This window comes from Bartonella sp. MU70NMGDW (assembly GCF_042194085.1).
Taxonomy (GTDB): Bacteria; Pseudomonadota; Alphaproteobacteria; order Rhizobiales; family Rhizobiaceae; genus Bartonella; species Bartonella grahamii.
Genome location: NZ_JBHIMK010000001.1, coordinates 40,641 through 56,497 on the forward strand (window position 1 = coordinate 40,641; position 15,857 = coordinate 56,497).

Below are 15,857 nucleotides of genomic sequence, written 5' to 3' on the forward strand. Positions count from 1 at the left end.
CGATGTAAATCAGAACGATCTTTTACAACCAGAATGCGATTATCTTCATTGATCATAAGCATGGGGAGGCCATAAGTATCCGCCCATAATCGCCAATCCAGAAGAACATTATTCAAATCTCTGGAAACCAAAAGCGGTATACAAGCTTCCTCATCAGCATGAAGTAATTCTAATGCAACAGCTCTTTCTCCTGAACGCGTTTTTACGGTACGTGCTGCAATTCCTTGGAAATGATAAGGCGGTATTAAATGCGATAAGCTTGAAGGCATATCCGTTTTAAAAGAAACACCACGCTCATTTAACGAACAAATAACCTGATTACCCGTTTTGGATGAAAAATATGTCGTCGTTTGTGGCAAATGGCACGGATCTAACCGAAATTCAAGCACCGCTTTTGCCTGATTAAAGCATTGATTAGCCATATACATTATCCCAATTTATCTTAAATAACATACACCCTTTAGCAGCTTTTTCTCATTGGATTATTAAAAGTTTGAATAAAAAACAACTGGTTTCTTTTTTGGTTATTAAAATCTAAACAAAAATACATGATCACTATTCTTGAATTATAATACTTTTCCGGGATTCATTATCCCTAAAGGATCGAGCGTTTTTTTAATCCCTTGCATAATATCCAATGCAACAGGCGATTTAAAAGAACGAAGTTCTTCGCGCTTAAGCTGACCAATTCCATGCTCAGCAGAAAATGCACCTCTATAGTCCATTACTAAACTATGAATGCGATGATTCATTTTTGACCATAACTGCAAGAACACCGTTGTATCAGCTCCTACAGGTTGTGTAATATTATAATGTAAATTTCCATCGCCCATGTGTCCAAAACAAATCACCCGTGCTCCTGGAGAAATATCTTCAACAATAAGCGCTGCCTCAGCAATAAAATCAGGAATAGAAGCAAGTGGAACCGCAATATCATGCTTAATGGACCCTCCTGCTAACTTTTGTGCATAGGATATACTTTCCCGCAACTGCCAAAAAAAATCTTGCTGTTTTAAAGATTGTGCAACAATTGCATCTTCTATCACCGCACTCTTTAAAGCTTCTTCTAAAATAATACTCAGTACTGATAACGCCTCATCATCGCCTTGCAATGATGAAATGTTCATTAATACATACCATTCATGCTCCCGCTGAAGAGGAGGCTTCTCACACATCTTATAATCTAAAGCCATTTGCAAACTGAGATTTCCCATGAGCTCAAAACCTGTCAACATCCCTCCTCCATATTCTTGAGCCAGAGATAAAAACTCTAAAGCCTTCGCCGGACTATATAATCCCACCAAAGCAACAGCTTTTCCTTTTATTTTTGGAAACATCTTCAAAACGGCTGCGGTTATAACACCCAATGTGCCTTCTGCACCAATAAAAAGATTTTTCAAATCGTAACCACTATTGTCTTTTTTAACAAAACGCAAATCATCTAAAATACGGCCATCTGGTAAAACAACTTCCAAACCAAGACAAAGATCACGCATATTGCCATAGGCTAAAACAGCTGTCCCTCCAGCATTCGACGAAAGATTTCCTCCTACTTGACAAGAACCTTCAGATGCCAAAGAAAGAGGGAAAAAACGACCTGATTCATCCACTTTTTTCTGTAAATCCTGTAAAATAACACCAGCCTCTACAACAACAAAATTTCCCTCAATATTTATAGTTCTAATCTTATTTAATCGTTCCATGGATAAAAGAACGCTCCCTCCTCTTTCATCTGGTTGTTGTCCCCCCACAAGCCCTGTATTTCCACCCTGTGGCACAATCGGTGTGCGTGTTTTGCTCGCTAGCTGCATAATCAATGAGACCTGTGCGCAAGAAGATGGACGTAAAAGTAAAGGTGTTTTTCCATGAAAAAGCCCACGCTCTTCAAGCAAATATGGTGCAATCAACGCTTGATCTGTTATAGCATGCTTAGCACCAACAATTTCTCTAAAACCCTCAATTAATTTCTGCTCCATGTTTGTTTCTCCTTTGGAGCCGCAGCCCGTATAAGACGATCATTGATCGCCTCCCCTAATCCGTATGATGGAATAGGTTCTACTGCGATACATCTCACTTTAAATGAATCTAATTCCTTCATATATTGAAATAAATGAAAGGCTGCCTCTTCCAACTTTCCATCTTCGCTAAGATTTAAAATAGAAACGGCATTTTCAGCCCCCATAACGCGCTTTGAACCAAATGCTAAAAGCGCTTCACCATTTTCCACCTTTTCTACATTCAAACGAATCGTGGCATTGGGAGCATAATGCGACTTTAACATCCCTGGAGCTTCAATCGCCGCCCTTTGATCTATCCGTTTTAAAGACTTCCCCACAACTTTTTCAATTTTATCAGCCGCAAGCCCCCCTGGACGCAAAAGATAAATATTTTCATCACAAATCTTAATAATCGTTGATTCAAGCCCTATTTTAGCAGGTCCTCCGTCCAATATCAAAGGAACAGATTCCCCTAAAGATGCAAAAACAGCCTCAGCTGAAGTAGGGCTAAGACGCCCCGATTGATTCGCACTAGGAGCAGCAAGTGGGCGGCCAAAATGTTGTACTACTTCCGCAAAACGACTGTCTGGAAAACGAACAGCCAAGGTATTCAAACCAGAGGTTGTTAAAGGATGAATATTATGCTGTTCCTTTAAAGGCAAAACCAATGTCAAAGGCCCTGGCCAAAATTCTTCCATTAATTGGCGTGAAAGAAAGTCAATTTTAACATAACGTTCCGCCATTTCGATGCCGCTGACATGCGCAATAAGAGGATTAATTTGCGGACGACTCTTTGTAGAAAAAATAGAATAAATTGCCCTCCCATTGGTTGCATCGCCCGCTAATCCATAAACAGTTTCCGTTGGTAATGCTACTAACTTCCCTTGTTCAAGAAGCGCTATTGCCTCTCTTATCGAAGCACTATTAAGTGGTAGAATCGTCATGACACACCATTTCTATAACACTCTTTTAGTGGTGCAAAACTATAACGATGTAATCCTATAATTGGTCCATATTTATCAAGAGCTGCACGATGCGCTAGTGTTGCATAACCTACATGCTTCTCTAAACCATACCCTTTATAAACTTGTCCTGCACACTCCATCATCCGATCACGCGTTACTTTCGCAATAATAGATGCGGCTGCAATTGAAACCGAACGCTGATCGCCCTTAATCAATGCCATTGCAGGACAGGACAACTCAGAAGGAATATCACGTCCATCAACAAGGACATAGTGGGCTGGAATGGCTAACCCCATAATACAGCGACGCATTGCCTCTAAAGTTGCTTTTCTAATATTAGATTGATCAATTGTACGAGCACAAAGACTAGCGATTGAAACCGCTAATGCACTTTGCAAAATTTCATGATAAAGTCTATTTCGTTGGAGAAAAGAAAGTTTTTTTGAATCATTTAACCCATTAGGAATATGGTCTTTATCCAAGATAACTGCTGCCGTTACCACAGGTCCAGCGAGAGGCCCCCGTCCTACTTCATCAACACCTGCTATATGAAAAAAACCCTGTTTTTGCAAATCCAATTCGCACGAAAAATTTGGTTGAAGCGGAACATTAAACATCTTTGATAAATCACAAATACAACAAACATACATCTATTTCTGTAGCCTAATCATTTTTTGCAAGCATTACAGTTTTAAATGGCTCTCCAAACATTCTGCAAATTCTTGCACAAAAGATAAAAAACACATTTCTTTGGTTACCCTTTTTCATTGTGTATAATAAAATCATGACGAAATAAACGCTTTTATATTTATTTATCAGATATTTCCTAAAGTCATGATCGGTTTTACAAACCAATTTGGGTGCATTGATTTGATAAAAAGAGCTGCTTGTTGCGCTGTTTGTTTATTTTTAAAAATGCCAAAGCAAGTTGCTCCCGTTCCAGACATGCGGGAAAAAAGAGCGCCACATTCATCTAATACAGATAACACTTCAGCTAACTGAGGTGCTATTTTTAATGCAGAAGAAAAAAGATCATTACGCGTTTCTTGTAAAGCCTCAACCAATGAATCAACACTCTTTAAAGCGTCTGTATTAATTTTTAAAGAAGGATTATGACGCTTCTCTAACGCTTTAAAAACAGTTTGTGTTGAAATCTCTTGTCCATGATTAACCAATACTATTGCAAGAGAACAGGCTCCCTTTAGTTGTATCATCTCTTGACCAATTCCTTTGACCAAAAGCGGCTGCTGATATTCTAATGCATAAAGACACATGGGAACATCAGCACCAAGAACTAAGCTCATTTTTGCTAATTCTTGGTAAGAGCAATCAAGATTCCACTGTTGACGCAACATGCTTATAACCCCAGCTGCATCACCTGAACCACCACCAATGCCTGAAGCAACAGGTAATGTTTTTACAAGCCGAAAAAAAGCAGGTTGAGCACATTCAGAAAAAGTATTATGCATAAAATCCCGTGCGCGAATAACCAAATTATCTAAATGAGACACAAGGCCTTTTGCAAACGGTCCCGTCAAAACAAACTGATTATTTTCGCAAGGTGCATAGTGTAAACAATCACCGCTAAGACTAAAATAAACCAAGCTTTCTATTAAATGATACCCATCAGCACGTTGCCCCACAACATGTAGAGCTAAATTCAATTTAATAGGTGTAAATAAATAGGAATGTCTTTTGGACGAAGCTTGTACATTTGATATCATATGACGTAATATCCACCTACACAGGGTTCTTTTACAAACTCCTCCCTTTTATCCATATTTTTTATTAGCACAAGCACTATAAACAGTTTGGAATATTCTTAATCGTTTTCTAAACAAACAATAAATATGAAGAGCACTCATACAAAATAAACGACATGTTCTCATTCGTATCATTTCAAGCCTTTTTTCTTCTAAAATCTGTTTTTAGATAAAAATCCCTCTGGCTTGAATGATCCTTTCCATTACAAACCATAACGCTGCCAAAGTGCTCGCTCTTCTGCTGCCATCAATGCACTGTCAACGACTGTATAAACCGTATGTGCCGTCACTCCTGAAGGCGTTTTAGGTCCTAAGAAACTTTTTGGAGGCATAATAAGTCGAAGTTTTGCATCATTACCAAAGCGCTCCTTAATAACAGAACGTACATCATTTAATCCATCAACCAGACCAAGCTCAACGCTTTGTTTTCCACTCCAAAACATTCCTGTAAAGAGATTCGAATCATCTGATAATTTTTCAGCACGCCGTTCTTTAACCAAATCGATAAAAGTTTGATGCACTTCAAGTTGGAGAGATTTCAAATGCTCGATATCCGCCTTTTTTTCTGGCTGAAATGGATCTAATGTAACTTTGTTCTTTCCTGCCGTGTATACACGCCGTTCGATACCAATTTTCTTCAAAAGCTCCGGAAAACCAAAAGAAGCTGAAACCACTCCAATGGAACCAACAATTGAAGAAGGATCTGCAAAAATTTCATCCCCCGCACAAGCAATCATATAACCACCGGATGCTGCAATATCTTCAATAAACACAAGAACCTTTTTATTTTTTTCTTCTGCCAAGTCACGAATACGCTTGAAGATAAAACGCGATTGTACAGGTGAACCACCAGGAGAATTAATAATAAGTGCAACAGCCGGTGACTTTTTGTGTGCGAAAGCCTTCTCTAAAAGATTTGCACACCTACTGAGGGAAAGGGTCCGGGATATAGATGCTGATGAATCCATAATTGCTCCTTGAAGGCGCACCACAGGAATTTCAAGTTTATCGGAAGAAAAACGGCGTGGAATAAAACTTTTAATAAAATCCATCAAAACAAAATCTCCTTATAAATTAAGAACAATTAAATAGGCAAGGACAACAAAAAGGAACAACGTGATACCATCCAAAAGCGCCAATCAATCCCCACATTACAACCAGAAATATAACTTCACCCAAAAGCTAAACCTCCCTAATGACAAAGTGTAGACTTTAAATAATAAACTAAAAAACACAAGATACTATTAGAAAAGTTCCCACAAGCTTATATATCCATTATTAATTGCATCAACTCGGGGTGAAAAAGTATGGTCATTACCTTCATGTATAATCAATGCCGGTAAAATAGATAAAGCTGCTCGGCTTCCTCGTTTTGCGTAAAATAAAAGACGAATTGCTGCTGTTTTCGCACGTGCATGCACAGGAATTATACAAATACCACCAAAACGCCCTTCTAAAGCACGCAAAATATCTGTCAGCGATTGTGGACGTGCAATAAGCCCTAAGTATCCACCTGGCTTAACAATGGCTGCTGCACTCCGCAACCAGTTATCAAACATCGCTTCAGACATAACATGTGCTTCAGATTTTTGTTTATCAGGTGTCTTGCGATCAGTAGGATTATTAAAAGGTGGATTCATAATCGCAAAATCAAAGCTATTATCTATCAAACCTGCTTTTATACGGGCATTCCCTTTGAAGGTAACATCTGCTTCTAGCAAACAAACTCGGCTAGAAAATTGTTTATTTTGTTTTAGCATAAGCGTTTTTTGAGCGTAAGATACCATAAAAGCTGAACGTTCAACTAAGGTAACATGAACTTTCAGACAACGCGAAGCAACAGCCAACCCTGCAGCTCCAGCGCCTGCACCTAAATCAACAACCTTGCCCTTTAAATTACTTGGAACCAAACCAGCTAACAACATCGCATCCATTCCAGAACGATGACCATATTTATGGGGTTGAACCAAATAAAATTTCCCGCGGTGAAAACTGTCTATTGTTTCACCACTCTGATTCGTTGTTTTATCCATTTAAAAGCCTAATGCTCACCTTTATAAACTGCATTTTTGCCATTCAGCTGCTATTTTAAATTTTTTATTATTTCATAACAATAAGATTACACTCGCTAAAGAACATTTCTTGCCAACAACATTCCAAGCTAACACTTTTAAATGACATCAAAAGCTTGAGTCAAAACCAAACCCCCTTTATGCTAGTAAATAAAGTAAATTTTATATATGTCCATTGCAATACTCTAGGAGTAAACACATTGAGCGCAGCTATCAAACCAGAACAAATAAGAAATAATCAAATTTCTCTTCAATCTCTTGTCAACCTTACTCAAAAAGATATGGAGCGCGTAAATCAATTTATTCTCTCTATGGCAAAATCAGAGGTTGAGATGATCCCTGAAATTTCTAACCATCTTATTTCATCAGGTGGAAAGCGATTACGTCCAATGATTACGCTCGCTTCTGCTCATATGTTCGGTTATCAAAGTGACGGGCATATAAAACTCGCAACAGCTGTTGAATTTATGCATACAGCCACATTACTACACGATGATGTGATTGATGAAAGTAATTTGCGACGTGGAAAATCCACGGCACGGATGATTTGGGGAAATCAAGCAAGTGTACTTGTTGGTGATTTCCTGTTGGGTCAGGCTTTTAAAATGATGGTCGATGTCGGTTCCATAGAAGCGCTCTCTGTCCTAGCGAATGCTGCTGCAATTATTGCTGAAGGAGAAGTTATGCAACTTTCTGCTGCAAAAAATATCAAAACCAGCCCTTCAGACTATCTCAAAATCATCAATGCCAAAACAGCCGCCCTTTTTTCAGCAGCCGCTGAAGTAGGACCGATTGTTGCTGGCTATGGACATAAAGAGCGTTCTTCATTACGTGAATATGGAACATCTTTAGGTTTAGCTTTCCAATTGATTGATGATGCACTTGACTATAGCGGTAGTGCTCAAAACTTAGGAAAAAATATAGGGGATGATTTTAGAGAAGGAAAAATAACAATGCCTGTTATTATCGCATATGAACGTGGAAATATAGTAGAAAAAAATTTCTGGAAACAAGCACTTGAAGATGGCAATAACAATAATGAAGCCTTCGCACACGCGCAACACTTAATAGAAAAGTATGATAGTATCACAGATACAATAGAACAAGCACGCATCTACGGAAAACGTGCAATTGATGCTCTTGTTCCCATGAACGAAAATCTTGCTTACAATGCTCTCGTTGAAACTGTTGAATTTTGTATTGCGCGCGTAAACTGAATTCTTTGCAAGAATCACAGTATTTCTCAATAAAGTAATGAGATATGACCTATAAACAACACCATCGATTAATTATCTTGAAAAGGATTAGCTCCATGTGCTCTGCAACGGTATCCCGACTTTTTACCCTCTTTATCGTGGGTATCATGCTGATGCCATTCCCCACCTACAGTAAAATAAGCACCGCAATTCATACAAGCTCATTTACAGGTGCTTATTTAGCTGGAAGGGTTGCAAATCATGAAAATAAAACAGAACTTGCTATCAATTACTTTAAACAAGCACTCGTTTATCAACCTGATAACATTGAAACACAAAAAGAGCTCCTTGAAGCTATGCTCTCGGTCGGAAACTTTAAAGAAGCTGTCCAACAAGCCCAAAAACTCAAAGAGCAAGATGTTATAACTCCCTTTGTTTCCTTAACTTTGTCAGTAGAAAGTCTCATCAAAAAAGACTATAAGAATGCCAATTTTCTTCTGCAATCAAAAGAACCTCCGAAATCCAATAATCCAATACCTGAACTCATCGGTGCTTGGATTAAATTTGGATCTGGACAAAAATCTCAGGCAATCGCTGATCTTAAGAAACTCAAAGGTCCCGTCTGGTATGACCTTTTTATATCTTATCATCTAGCACTTATGAGCGATCTCGCAGAACAGCCAAAGGATGCAAAAAAATATTTCATTAAAGCACTTAGTAACAAACAGGGGACTCTTATCGCTCCCAATACCTATGAACGTATTATCATAGCCTATGCCTCATTCCAATTGCGCCATAATATGCGTAACCAAGCTCTTCAAACAATCCAACATGGCGAACAAATGTTGTCAGGTCGAGAAGTCCTTAAAAACTTTCGAGAAAAAATTGAAAAAAATTCTTTCTTAGAGAGAGTTATTAAAACACCTCAACAAGGAGCAGCCGAGGTATTATATAATTTTGGAACTGCCCTCAACCACAAAAACTCAGGACGAATCGCACGTATTTTTAAGCAATTATCTTTCGCCTTATACCCTCAAAATGACGCAACACTGTTTCAGCTCGCACACATCTCTGCTAAATTGAGTGATCCTCATCAAGCAATTAAACTTTATCGCGCATTATCCCCTAAATCTGCTTATTATAAAGATGGACAACTTCATCTTGCATTCCTTCTTGCCAATAACAACAATTACAAAGAAGCAATAAAATTACTCACATTGTTAAATGAAAAATTTCCCAATGATCGTAATATTTTGATAACGCTCGTTGCTTTTTATATGCAGGACAATAAATTTCTTGAGGCCATTAAAACTCTAGACACCGCTATTGCCCAGATAAAAAACTTTCAGCAGGACGATTGGAAACTCTTTTATCAGCGTGGTATTGCTTTTGAACGTTTAAAGCAATGGCCAAAAGCAGAAATTGACTTGAGAAAATCACTTGATTTTTTTCCAAACCAACCGCAGGTTCTTAATTATTTAGCCTATTCCCTTGTAGAACGTGGTGAAAAGCTTGAAGAATCGCTCCGTATGCTGCAAAAAGCTTCTGCTTTGCAAGCTCACAACAGTCATATTCTCGATTCTTTAGGATGGGCTTATTATAAACTAAAAGAATATAATAAAGCAGTGCAAATATTAGAAAATGCTGTCAGATTACAACCAGAGGACCCAACACTGAATGATCATTTAGGGGATGCCTATTGGAAAGTTGGGCGTAAACGTGAAGCAATCTTTCAATGGAACCACGCAATTGATGGAAAACCAGAAAATTCTGAACAAATTCAAGAAAAGTTGAAATTTGGTTTGCAATAAACGACGCTTAACCATAAACCACATGAAATAATAAACAGAGAAACTAAAATTATTTTGGTTTTTTGTTTAGTCCAATATAAAGAGTATAAAGCGTGAAACTGCCTGAACATCTTAACCCCAAACGTTCTTTTCAGGGACTAATCTTAACTTTGCAAAATTATTGGGCACACTATGGATGTGCAATTTTGCAACCTTACGATATGGAAGTCGGAGCTGGGACTTTTCATCCCGCAACAACATTACGCTCTCTAGGTCCACGTCCTTGGCAAGTTGCTTATGTCCAACCCTCTCGACGTCCAACAGATGGCCGATATGGTAAGAATCCAAATCGTTTACAACACTATTATCAGTTCCAAGTGCTTCTCAAACCCTCTCCGCTCAATCTACAAGAACTTTATATAAAGTCGCTACAAGCTATCGGGCTTGATACAAAACTGCATGATATTCGCTTTGTTGAAGATGATTGGGAAAGTCCTACCCTTGGTGCTTGGGGACTTGGATGGGAATGCTGGTGCGATGGAATGGAAGTCTCTCAATTTACTTATTTTCAACAAGTTTGTGGCATTGAATGCGCTCCAGTTTCAGGGGAACTCACATACGGTCTTGAGCGTCTAGCGATGTATATCCAAGGGGTTGATAACGTCTATGACCTTAACTTTAATGGTTTGGAGGGAGAAAACAAAATAAGTTATAGAGATATTTTTTTACAGGCAGAACAGGAATACTCATATTACAACTTCGAATTTGCTGATACAAAACTGCTACATCAGCACTTTATCGATGCAGAACGCGAATGCAGCGCACTTCTTGATGCTGGAAAACCAAATAAAGAAAATATATTACATCGCTGTGTTTTTCCTGCTTATGATCAATGTATTAAAGCGAGCCATATCTTTAATCTTTTGCAAGCACGTGGCGTTATTTCTGTAACCGAACGACAAAACTACATTCTTCGCGTTCGTGATCTCGCGCGCCGTTGTGGGGAAGCCTTCTTACTCACAGAAGCTGGACAAATATATACTGGAGAAGCCTAATGTCTGATCTTCTTCTTGAACTTTTCAGTGAAGAAATACCTGCACGTATGCAACGAAAAGCTGCTGCTGATCTCAAAAAATCTGTTACAGATCAACTTGTGAATGCTGGATTGATCTATGAAGCTGCTCGTGAATATTGGACACCTCGTCGGCTAACATTGGACATACGCGGACTTTCAATACGCTCAAAAGATATCCATGAAGAACGAAGAGGTCCTAGTATAAAATCACCACAGCATGTAATTGATGGTTTTCTACGTGCAACAGGATTAAACGATATTTCTGAAGCACATATTGGACATGATGATAAAAAAGGTCATTTTTATATTGCTAAAATTGTTAAAAAAGGTCGAGCTGCAGAGGAAATTATTGCCGATATTTTACCGAATATTATCCGCAACTTTCCGTGGCCGAAATCTATGCGTTGGGGAAAAGATTCAGCACAAAATGGTGCTCTGAAGTGGATTCGACCTTTACAAAACATTCTTTGCGTCTTCGGACCAGAAATTGGTGAAACACATGTTATTCCGTTTACAATTGGTTCTCTTAAAAGCAATAATTTAACTTATGGTCATCGTTTCTTAAGTGATGGAAAGCCATTTCAAGTGCGCCGCTTTGATGATTATGTTACTCAACTTGAAACCCATAAAGTCATTCTGGATGCCGAGAGACGAAAGAATATTATTTTAGCTGATGCCCAAAATCTCTGCTTTGCCAACGGTTTAGAACTAGTTCAAGACAATCCCCTCCTAGAAGAAGTTGCTGGTCTTGTTGAATGGCCTGTTATCCTGATGGGTGATTTTGACCAATCATTCCTTGATATTCCTCCAGAAATTATTCGCTTGACCATTCGAGCTAATCAAAAATGTTTTGTTACCCGTAAACAAGGAGAAAAAGTAAAACTTTCTCATCATTTTATTCTCGTTTCTAATATTCTTTCAAATGATGAAGGCAAAGAAATTTCAAAAGGAAATAGTAAGGTTGTCCGTGCCCGTCTTTCTGATGCACTTTATTTTTGGCAAACCGATCAGCGTGATTTGCCTGATATTCAACAATTAGAATCTTCTATAAAAAAATTTGATCTTGATATAAAAAAACCTCTTGATCAAAGAATGGCGCGACTTGATCATTTGAATGTAACTTTTCATGCTAAATTAGGTACGCAAGGTGCAAGAGTAGAACGCATTGCTACACTCGCACAAGAAATTGCACCTTTAATACAGACAGATCCTCTTTTAGCAAAACGTGCAGCAATCCTTGCAAAAGCTGATTTGCAAACAGAAATTGTCGGAGAGTTTCCTGAACTACAAGGGGTTATGGGGCAAAAATATGCCCTTCTTCAAGGGGAAGATCCTCGCGTAGCTGTAGCAATCGAGGACCATTATAAACCTCAAGGACCAACAGATCGTCTTCCACAAGAACCGCTTGCTATAACCGTTATGCTCGCCGACAAAATTGACATGCTCGTTGGCTTTTGGCTCATTAATGAAAAACCAACGGGCTCAAAAGATCCCTATGCGTTAAGACGAGCAGCATTGGGAGTTATTAGGCTTGTACTTTCGCGAGATTGGAAAATCAATCTTATGCCACTGTTTCAGTTCGCAATGAATCTTTTCTTACAACAAAAAAATAAATATGAGATTTCTCAAAGAGAAAATTCACAATTACAGAATCTACTTCCAGAAAAAACAAAATATATTTTATCAGACCTGTTATTCTTTTTTCATGACCGTTTAAAAATCTATCTAAAAGAGGAAGGTGCTCGTTATGACGCTCTTGAAGCGATTTTAAATAAAGATTCTGATGATTTTTTATTGGTTGCACGTCGTGTCGAATCGCTTATCGCTTTTATCAATACCCATGATGGAATGAACTTTGTAGCCTCTGTAAAACGTACTGCCAATATTCTTGAAAATGAATTTCAAAAAAGCACGGCAATAGCGAATGAAATTAATCCTGAGCTCTTTGTCGAGAAAGAAGAAAAGCAGCTCTATCATGCAATCTGTGAAGTAGAAAAACAAGCTCTTGCTCCCATCAATGCGACAAATTTATCATTTGCACTCAGTGTGCTAGCGCCACTTGGGAAATTGATTGATATATTTTTTGAAAAGGTATTGGTGAATGATAAAAAACCTGATGTTCGTGCTAACCGCCTTGCTCTTCTCAAACGTACTCACATTGTTACACAATCGGTTGCGGATTTTTCAAAACTTGTCATTTAGAATCAAAATGTCCTATTAACTGGTAAAAATAATGAAGATAAATTTTTCTTTTTTATGACTTTTATTAATTAATCTTGAGAAAATTATGCAACCAAAGAGGCCATTTTTATCTCTCAAATATCATTAATTAAGATATGTTTTCATTTTGATAAATGATTCTTTCTCAAGAGACTCTTTAATAAGTTCATCTGCCTTGTTAGAATCTAATTCCTTTGCAATAAGGATACGTGCTGTAGAAATTGCCAAATCAATAGCCGATGAAGAAACCATGCGTATCGCATCCGCTTCTGCTTGAGCGATTTTTTGCTCTGCCAATTTATTGCGGTTTTTTACATATTCTTCTGCTTTTGTACGAGCCTCAGCAATAACAGATTCAACTTCATGTTTTGCTGCTGCAATAATTTCTTGCGCGTCTTTTTCTGCTTCTGCATGTTTGCGTTGATATTCAGCCAATATTTCCTGTGCTTCTTCACGAAGACGCAGAGCCTCATCCAGCTCATCTTTGATACGCTTCGCGCGTGCATCAAGATGGTGTATAAGCTTCTGTGGAATTTGGAAATAGACTAAAAGAGCTAAAAAAAGAACTAACCCAACAAATGCCCAAAAAGTATCAGTCATTTTTCTCTTCCTCAATAATCCGCAGCTTTAACAACTGAACGAACAGCCTCTTTGCTAATATCAACGTCAATCAATTTTTTCACAATTTCAAGAGCTACTTCTTCAGCGATAGAACCAACATTTTGCATCGCTTTATCCCGAATTTTTGCTATCTGTTTTTCAGCATCTGCGAGTTTTTTTTCTAAACTCTCTTCAATTTCTTTTCGTTCAAGCTCTGCTTTTTCTTTTAATTCTTCACTAGCCACCTGCGCTATAGCATGCGCTTTCAAACGCGCTTCTGCTAATTTCCGCTCATAAGTTTCAACAACAATGTCTGCTTCCTGCTTCATGCGCATTGCCTGATCTAAATCAGATGCGATTCGATCTCGCCGTGTTTCAATAACACCACCAATACGTGGTACAATTACACGAGAGATAAAAAGATAAAAAAGTCCGAAAGAAATTGCCAACCAGAAAAAATGCGAACCAAAATGTACAAAATCAAAAGGCGGAAACACACGATTTGCATGCTCTGCCACCTTTTTAACATGTTCTATCGACGTTTCAGTGTTCTGTGCATAAGCGCTTGAAACAAACATCTTCTTTCATCCTTTACATAGCTTATTAAAGCCCTCTATAACCGATGATAACTGACTAACATCTCTCTGGTTAAGAGCTTAAAAGGGTAAACCTTTCCTCGTGCAAGAACAGATATACCCTTTTGATGATGATTAAACCCCAAAAAGAAGTAGTAAAGCAATGAGCAGTGAAAAAATTCCCAAAGCTTCTGTTACAGCAAAACCAAAGACGAGACGTCCAAACTGACTATCTGCCGCTGATGGATTTCGTAATGCACCAGAAAGATAGCTACCAAAAATATTACCAAGTCCTAAAGCTGTTCCAGCCATACCAAAGCAAGCAAGACCAGCGCCAATATATTTTGCTGCAAGCACCATTTCCATGTTATTCTCCTTTAAAGCGAAATTGCATTATTCGACGGAAAACCGCCAATTCTATTAATGTCCTGGATGAATTGCATCATTAAGATACATACAAGTTAAAACCGTAAAGACGTAAGCCTGAAGAAATGCGACCAAAAACTCAAGAGCAGTAATTGCTACAGTCATAATAAGCGGTAAAATCGAACCACCCACACCTACGAGTCCTACCCCAATCATTGAAACAACAAACCCAGAAAACACTTTAAGCGTAATATGACCAGCAAGCATATTCGCAAAAAGACGAAGAGAAAGACTAATTGGACGGGAGAGAAAAGAAATAACCTCAATCATTGTCACCAAAGGCAAAACCACAACAGGAACTCCACTGGGAACGAACAGTTTCAAAAAACTGACCCCATGCTTATAAAAGCCATAACCAATCACCGTCAAAATTACCACCATTGCTAACGAAAACGTGATCATGATTTGAGACGTAACCGTATAAAAATAAGGAAAGAGACCAATAAAGTTAGCAACCAAAATAAAAGTAAACAGAGAAAAAACTAAAGGAAAAAACTGCATTCCCTGCACACCAGATGATTCCCGCAGAGTCGATGCTACAAATTCATATGCCATTTCCGAAAGAGACTGCATCCGCGTTGGAACCAATCCACGACTCGATGATGAAATAAAGAGAAAAATAGAAGTTATAACAACCGTGAGGACTGTAAACAATGATACATTTGTAAACGATAAATCCATATTTCCTATGGAAATCTTAATCAGCCTTGAAATCTCAAACTGATGAATAGGATCTGGAGCGTGCGCTGTCACTTCAACCTCATTTATCGGACCTCTCATTGGCCCCTTTATCTTGTTTATCTTGGCGCGATACGCCTTTTTTTCCCAATTGACTGGAGGAAACATACCCCACAGACCGAAGAATACTCACTATACCAGCAGCAAATCCAAAGAAGAGGAAAAATACCAATCCCCAAGGATACGAACCTGCTAACTTGTCAAACCCCAACCCCAAAACAACACCAACTATAACACTCGCCAGAAACTCACTGGAAAGCTTAATTGCATCTGCCATCCCTCCTTGTGATTTTTCCCGCTTATTCTTATGCTCCCGCTTCTTTAATGCCTGCTTGCGCACTAAAGCTACGCTTAAGTTCCTACTACGACATTCCAAATCCTCTGAATGAAGACATTCTCCTTGCTTTTCCTCTTCAGCCTCCTTACGGCTTATAACGGGT

General features: G+C 38.4%; 16 protein-coding genes. 4 read left to right on the forward strand and 12 right to left on the reverse strand.

Annotated elements, in window-relative coordinates:
- The 7 genes from ACFIKE_RS00175 to ACFIKE_RS00205 form a co-directional block, all read right to left on the reverse strand.
- Positions 1-422, reverse strand: a 422-nt coding sequence (locus ACFIKE_RS00175) for a DUF6101 family protein (protein WP_375648111.1), incomplete at its 3' end; no start/stop codon positions are given.
- 144 nt (positions 423-566) lie between these two features.
- On the reverse strand, positions 567-1,976 hold the full coding sequence (locus ACFIKE_RS00180; RefSeq protein WP_375625136.1) for an FAD-binding oxidoreductase: 1,410 nt from the start codon (positions 1,974-1,976) through the stop codon (positions 567-569).
- A complete protein-coding gene (locus tag ACFIKE_RS00185; RefSeq protein ID WP_375648112.1) occupies positions 1,961-2,941 on the reverse strand; it encodes an L-threonylcarbamoyladenylate synthase in 981 nt (326 codons plus the stop codon). Before ACFIKE_RS00185 ends, ACFIKE_RS00180 begins: the two co-directional genes overlap by 16 nt.
- The gene (locus ACFIKE_RS00190) at positions 2,938-3,612 is read right to left on the reverse strand and encodes a ribonuclease HII (protein WP_375648113.1); all 675 of its coding nucleotides are present in this window, start codon (positions 3,610-3,612) and stop codon (positions 2,938-2,940) included. Before ACFIKE_RS00190 ends, ACFIKE_RS00185 begins: the two co-directional genes overlap by 4 nt.
- Positions 3,613-3,777: 165 nt before the next feature.
- A complete protein-coding gene (locus ACFIKE_RS00195; RefSeq protein ID WP_375625139.1) occupies positions 3,778-4,686 on the reverse strand; it encodes a 4-(cytidine 5'-diphospho)-2-C-methyl-D-erythritol kinase in 909 nt (302 codons plus the stop codon).
- Between the two features lie 242 nt (positions 4,687-4,928).
- Positions 4,929-5,777 (reverse strand): S49 family peptidase, encoded by an 849-nt coding sequence (locus tag ACFIKE_RS00200; protein WP_012754808.1) that lies wholly within the window; start codon positions 5,775-5,777, stop codon positions 4,929-4,931.
- A 192-nt stretch (positions 5,778-5,969) separates the two neighbouring features.
- Positions 5,970-6,758 (reverse strand): tRNA1(Val) (adenine(37)-N6)-methyltransferase, encoded by a 789-nt coding sequence (locus tag ACFIKE_RS00205; protein ID WP_375648114.1) that lies wholly within the window; start codon positions 6,756-6,758, stop codon positions 5,970-5,972.
- 179 nt (positions 6,759-6,937) lie between these two features.
- On the opposite strand from ACFIKE_RS00205, the gene ACFIKE_RS00210 reads away from it, so the two are divergent.
- The 4 genes from ACFIKE_RS00210 to glyS all read left to right on the forward strand — a co-directional run bounded on the left by ACFIKE_RS00210 (position 6,938) and on the right by glyS (position 13,060).
- The gene (locus ACFIKE_RS00210) at positions 6,938-8,014 is read left to right on the forward strand and encodes a polyprenyl synthetase family protein (RefSeq protein ID WP_375648115.1); all 1,077 of its coding nucleotides are present in this window, start codon (positions 6,938-6,940) and stop codon (positions 8,012-8,014) included.
- A 95-nt stretch (positions 8,015-8,109) separates the two neighbouring features.
- Complete coding sequence (locus tag ACFIKE_RS00215; protein ID WP_375625142.1) at positions 8,110-9,804, forward strand: tetratricopeptide repeat protein; 1,695 nt, start codon at positions 8,110-8,112, stop codon at positions 9,802-9,804.
- 92 nt (positions 9,805-9,896) lie between these two features.
- A complete protein-coding gene (locus ACFIKE_RS00220; RefSeq protein ID WP_375625678.1) occupies positions 9,897-10,838 on the forward strand; it encodes a glycine--tRNA ligase subunit alpha in 942 nt (313 codons plus the stop codon).
- Positions 10,838-13,060 carry a glycine--tRNA ligase subunit beta gene (glyS, locus tag ACFIKE_RS00225; protein WP_375648116.1) on the forward strand — a complete coding sequence of 741 codons (2,223 nt, stop codon included), beginning with the start codon at positions 10,838-10,840 and terminating at the stop codon, positions 13,058-13,060. The genes ACFIKE_RS00220 and glyS overlap by 1 nt, the downstream gene beginning before the upstream one ends.
- Positions 13,061-13,183: 123 nt before the next feature.
- Here glyS and ACFIKE_RS00230 read toward each other — a convergent pair whose 3' ends face one another.
- The 5 genes from ACFIKE_RS00230 to ACFIKE_RS00250 all read right to left on the reverse strand — a co-directional run.
- On the reverse strand, positions 13,184-13,678 hold the full coding sequence (locus tag ACFIKE_RS00230) for a F0F1 ATP synthase subunit B (RefSeq protein WP_375625676.1): 495 nt from the start codon (positions 13,676-13,678) through the stop codon (positions 13,184-13,186).
- Positions 13,679-13,689: 11 nt separating this feature from the next.
- A complete protein-coding gene (locus tag ACFIKE_RS00235) occupies positions 13,690-14,256 on the reverse strand; it encodes a F0F1 ATP synthase subunit B (protein ID WP_375625674.1) in 567 nt (188 codons plus the stop codon).
- Between the two features lie 132 nt (positions 14,257-14,388).
- Positions 14,389-14,619: a F0F1 ATP synthase subunit C gene (locus ACFIKE_RS00240; RefSeq protein WP_005773968.1), complete on the reverse strand. Its 231-nt coding sequence runs from the start codon at positions 14,617-14,619 to the stop codon at positions 14,389-14,391.
- 54 nt (positions 14,620-14,673) lie between these two features.
- Positions 14,674-15,432, reverse strand: a complete 759-nt coding sequence (locus ACFIKE_RS00245) for a F0F1 ATP synthase subunit A (protein ID WP_375625192.1) — start codon at positions 15,430-15,432, stop codon at positions 14,674-14,676.
- 7 nt (positions 15,433-15,439) lie between these two features.
- Positions 15,440-15,857: AtpZ/AtpI family protein (locus ACFIKE_RS00250; RefSeq protein WP_375648117.1), on the reverse strand; the 418-nt coding region annotated here is incomplete at its 5' end.

Excerpts from the sequence above, each read along its gene's own strand:
- ACFIKE_RS00180 (WP_375625136.1), bottom strand. The coding sequence starts at position 1,976 with ATGGAGCAGAAATTAATTGAGGGTTTTAGAGAAATTGTTGGTGCTAAG.
- ACFIKE_RS00185 (WP_375648112.1), bottom strand. The coding sequence starts at position 2,941 with ATGACGATTCTACCACTTAATAGTGCTTCGATAAGAGAGGCAATAGCG.
- ACFIKE_RS00190 (WP_375648113.1), bottom strand. The coding sequence starts at position 3,612 with ATGTATGTTTGTTGTATTTGTGATTTATCAAAGATGTTTAATGTTCCG.
- ACFIKE_RS00195 (WP_375625139.1), bottom strand. The coding sequence starts at position 4,686 with ATGATATCAAATGTACAAGCTTCGTCCAAAAGACATTCCTATTTATTT.
- ACFIKE_RS00200 (WP_012754808.1), bottom strand. The coding sequence starts at position 5,777 with ATGGATTTTATTAAAAGTTTTATTCCACGCCGTTTTTCTTCCGATAAA.
- ACFIKE_RS00205 (WP_375648114.1), bottom strand. The coding sequence starts at position 6,758 with ATGGATAAAACAACGAATCAGAGTGGTGAAACAATAGACAGTTTTCAC.
- ACFIKE_RS00210 (WP_375648115.1), top strand. The coding sequence starts at position 6,938 with ATGCTAGTAAATAAAGTAAATTTTATATATGTCCATTGCAATACTCTA.
- ACFIKE_RS00215 (WP_375625142.1), top strand. The coding sequence starts at position 8,110 with ATGTGCTCTGCAACGGTATCCCGACTTTTTACCCTCTTTATCGTGGGT.
- glyS (WP_375648116.1), top strand. The coding sequence starts at position 10,838 with ATGTCTGATCTTCTTCTTGAACTTTTCAGTGAAGAAATACCTGCACGT.
- ACFIKE_RS00230 (WP_375625676.1), bottom strand. The coding sequence starts at position 13,678 with ATGACTGATACTTTTTGGGCATTTGTTGGGTTAGTTCTTTTTTTAGCT.
- ACFIKE_RS00235 (WP_375625674.1), bottom strand. The coding sequence starts at position 14,256 with ATGTTTGTTTCAAGCGCTTATGCACAGAACACTGAAACGTCGATAGAA.
- ACFIKE_RS00240 (WP_005773968.1), bottom strand. The coding sequence starts at position 14,619 with ATGGAAATGGTGCTTGCAGCAAAATATATTGGCGCTGGTCTTGCTTGC.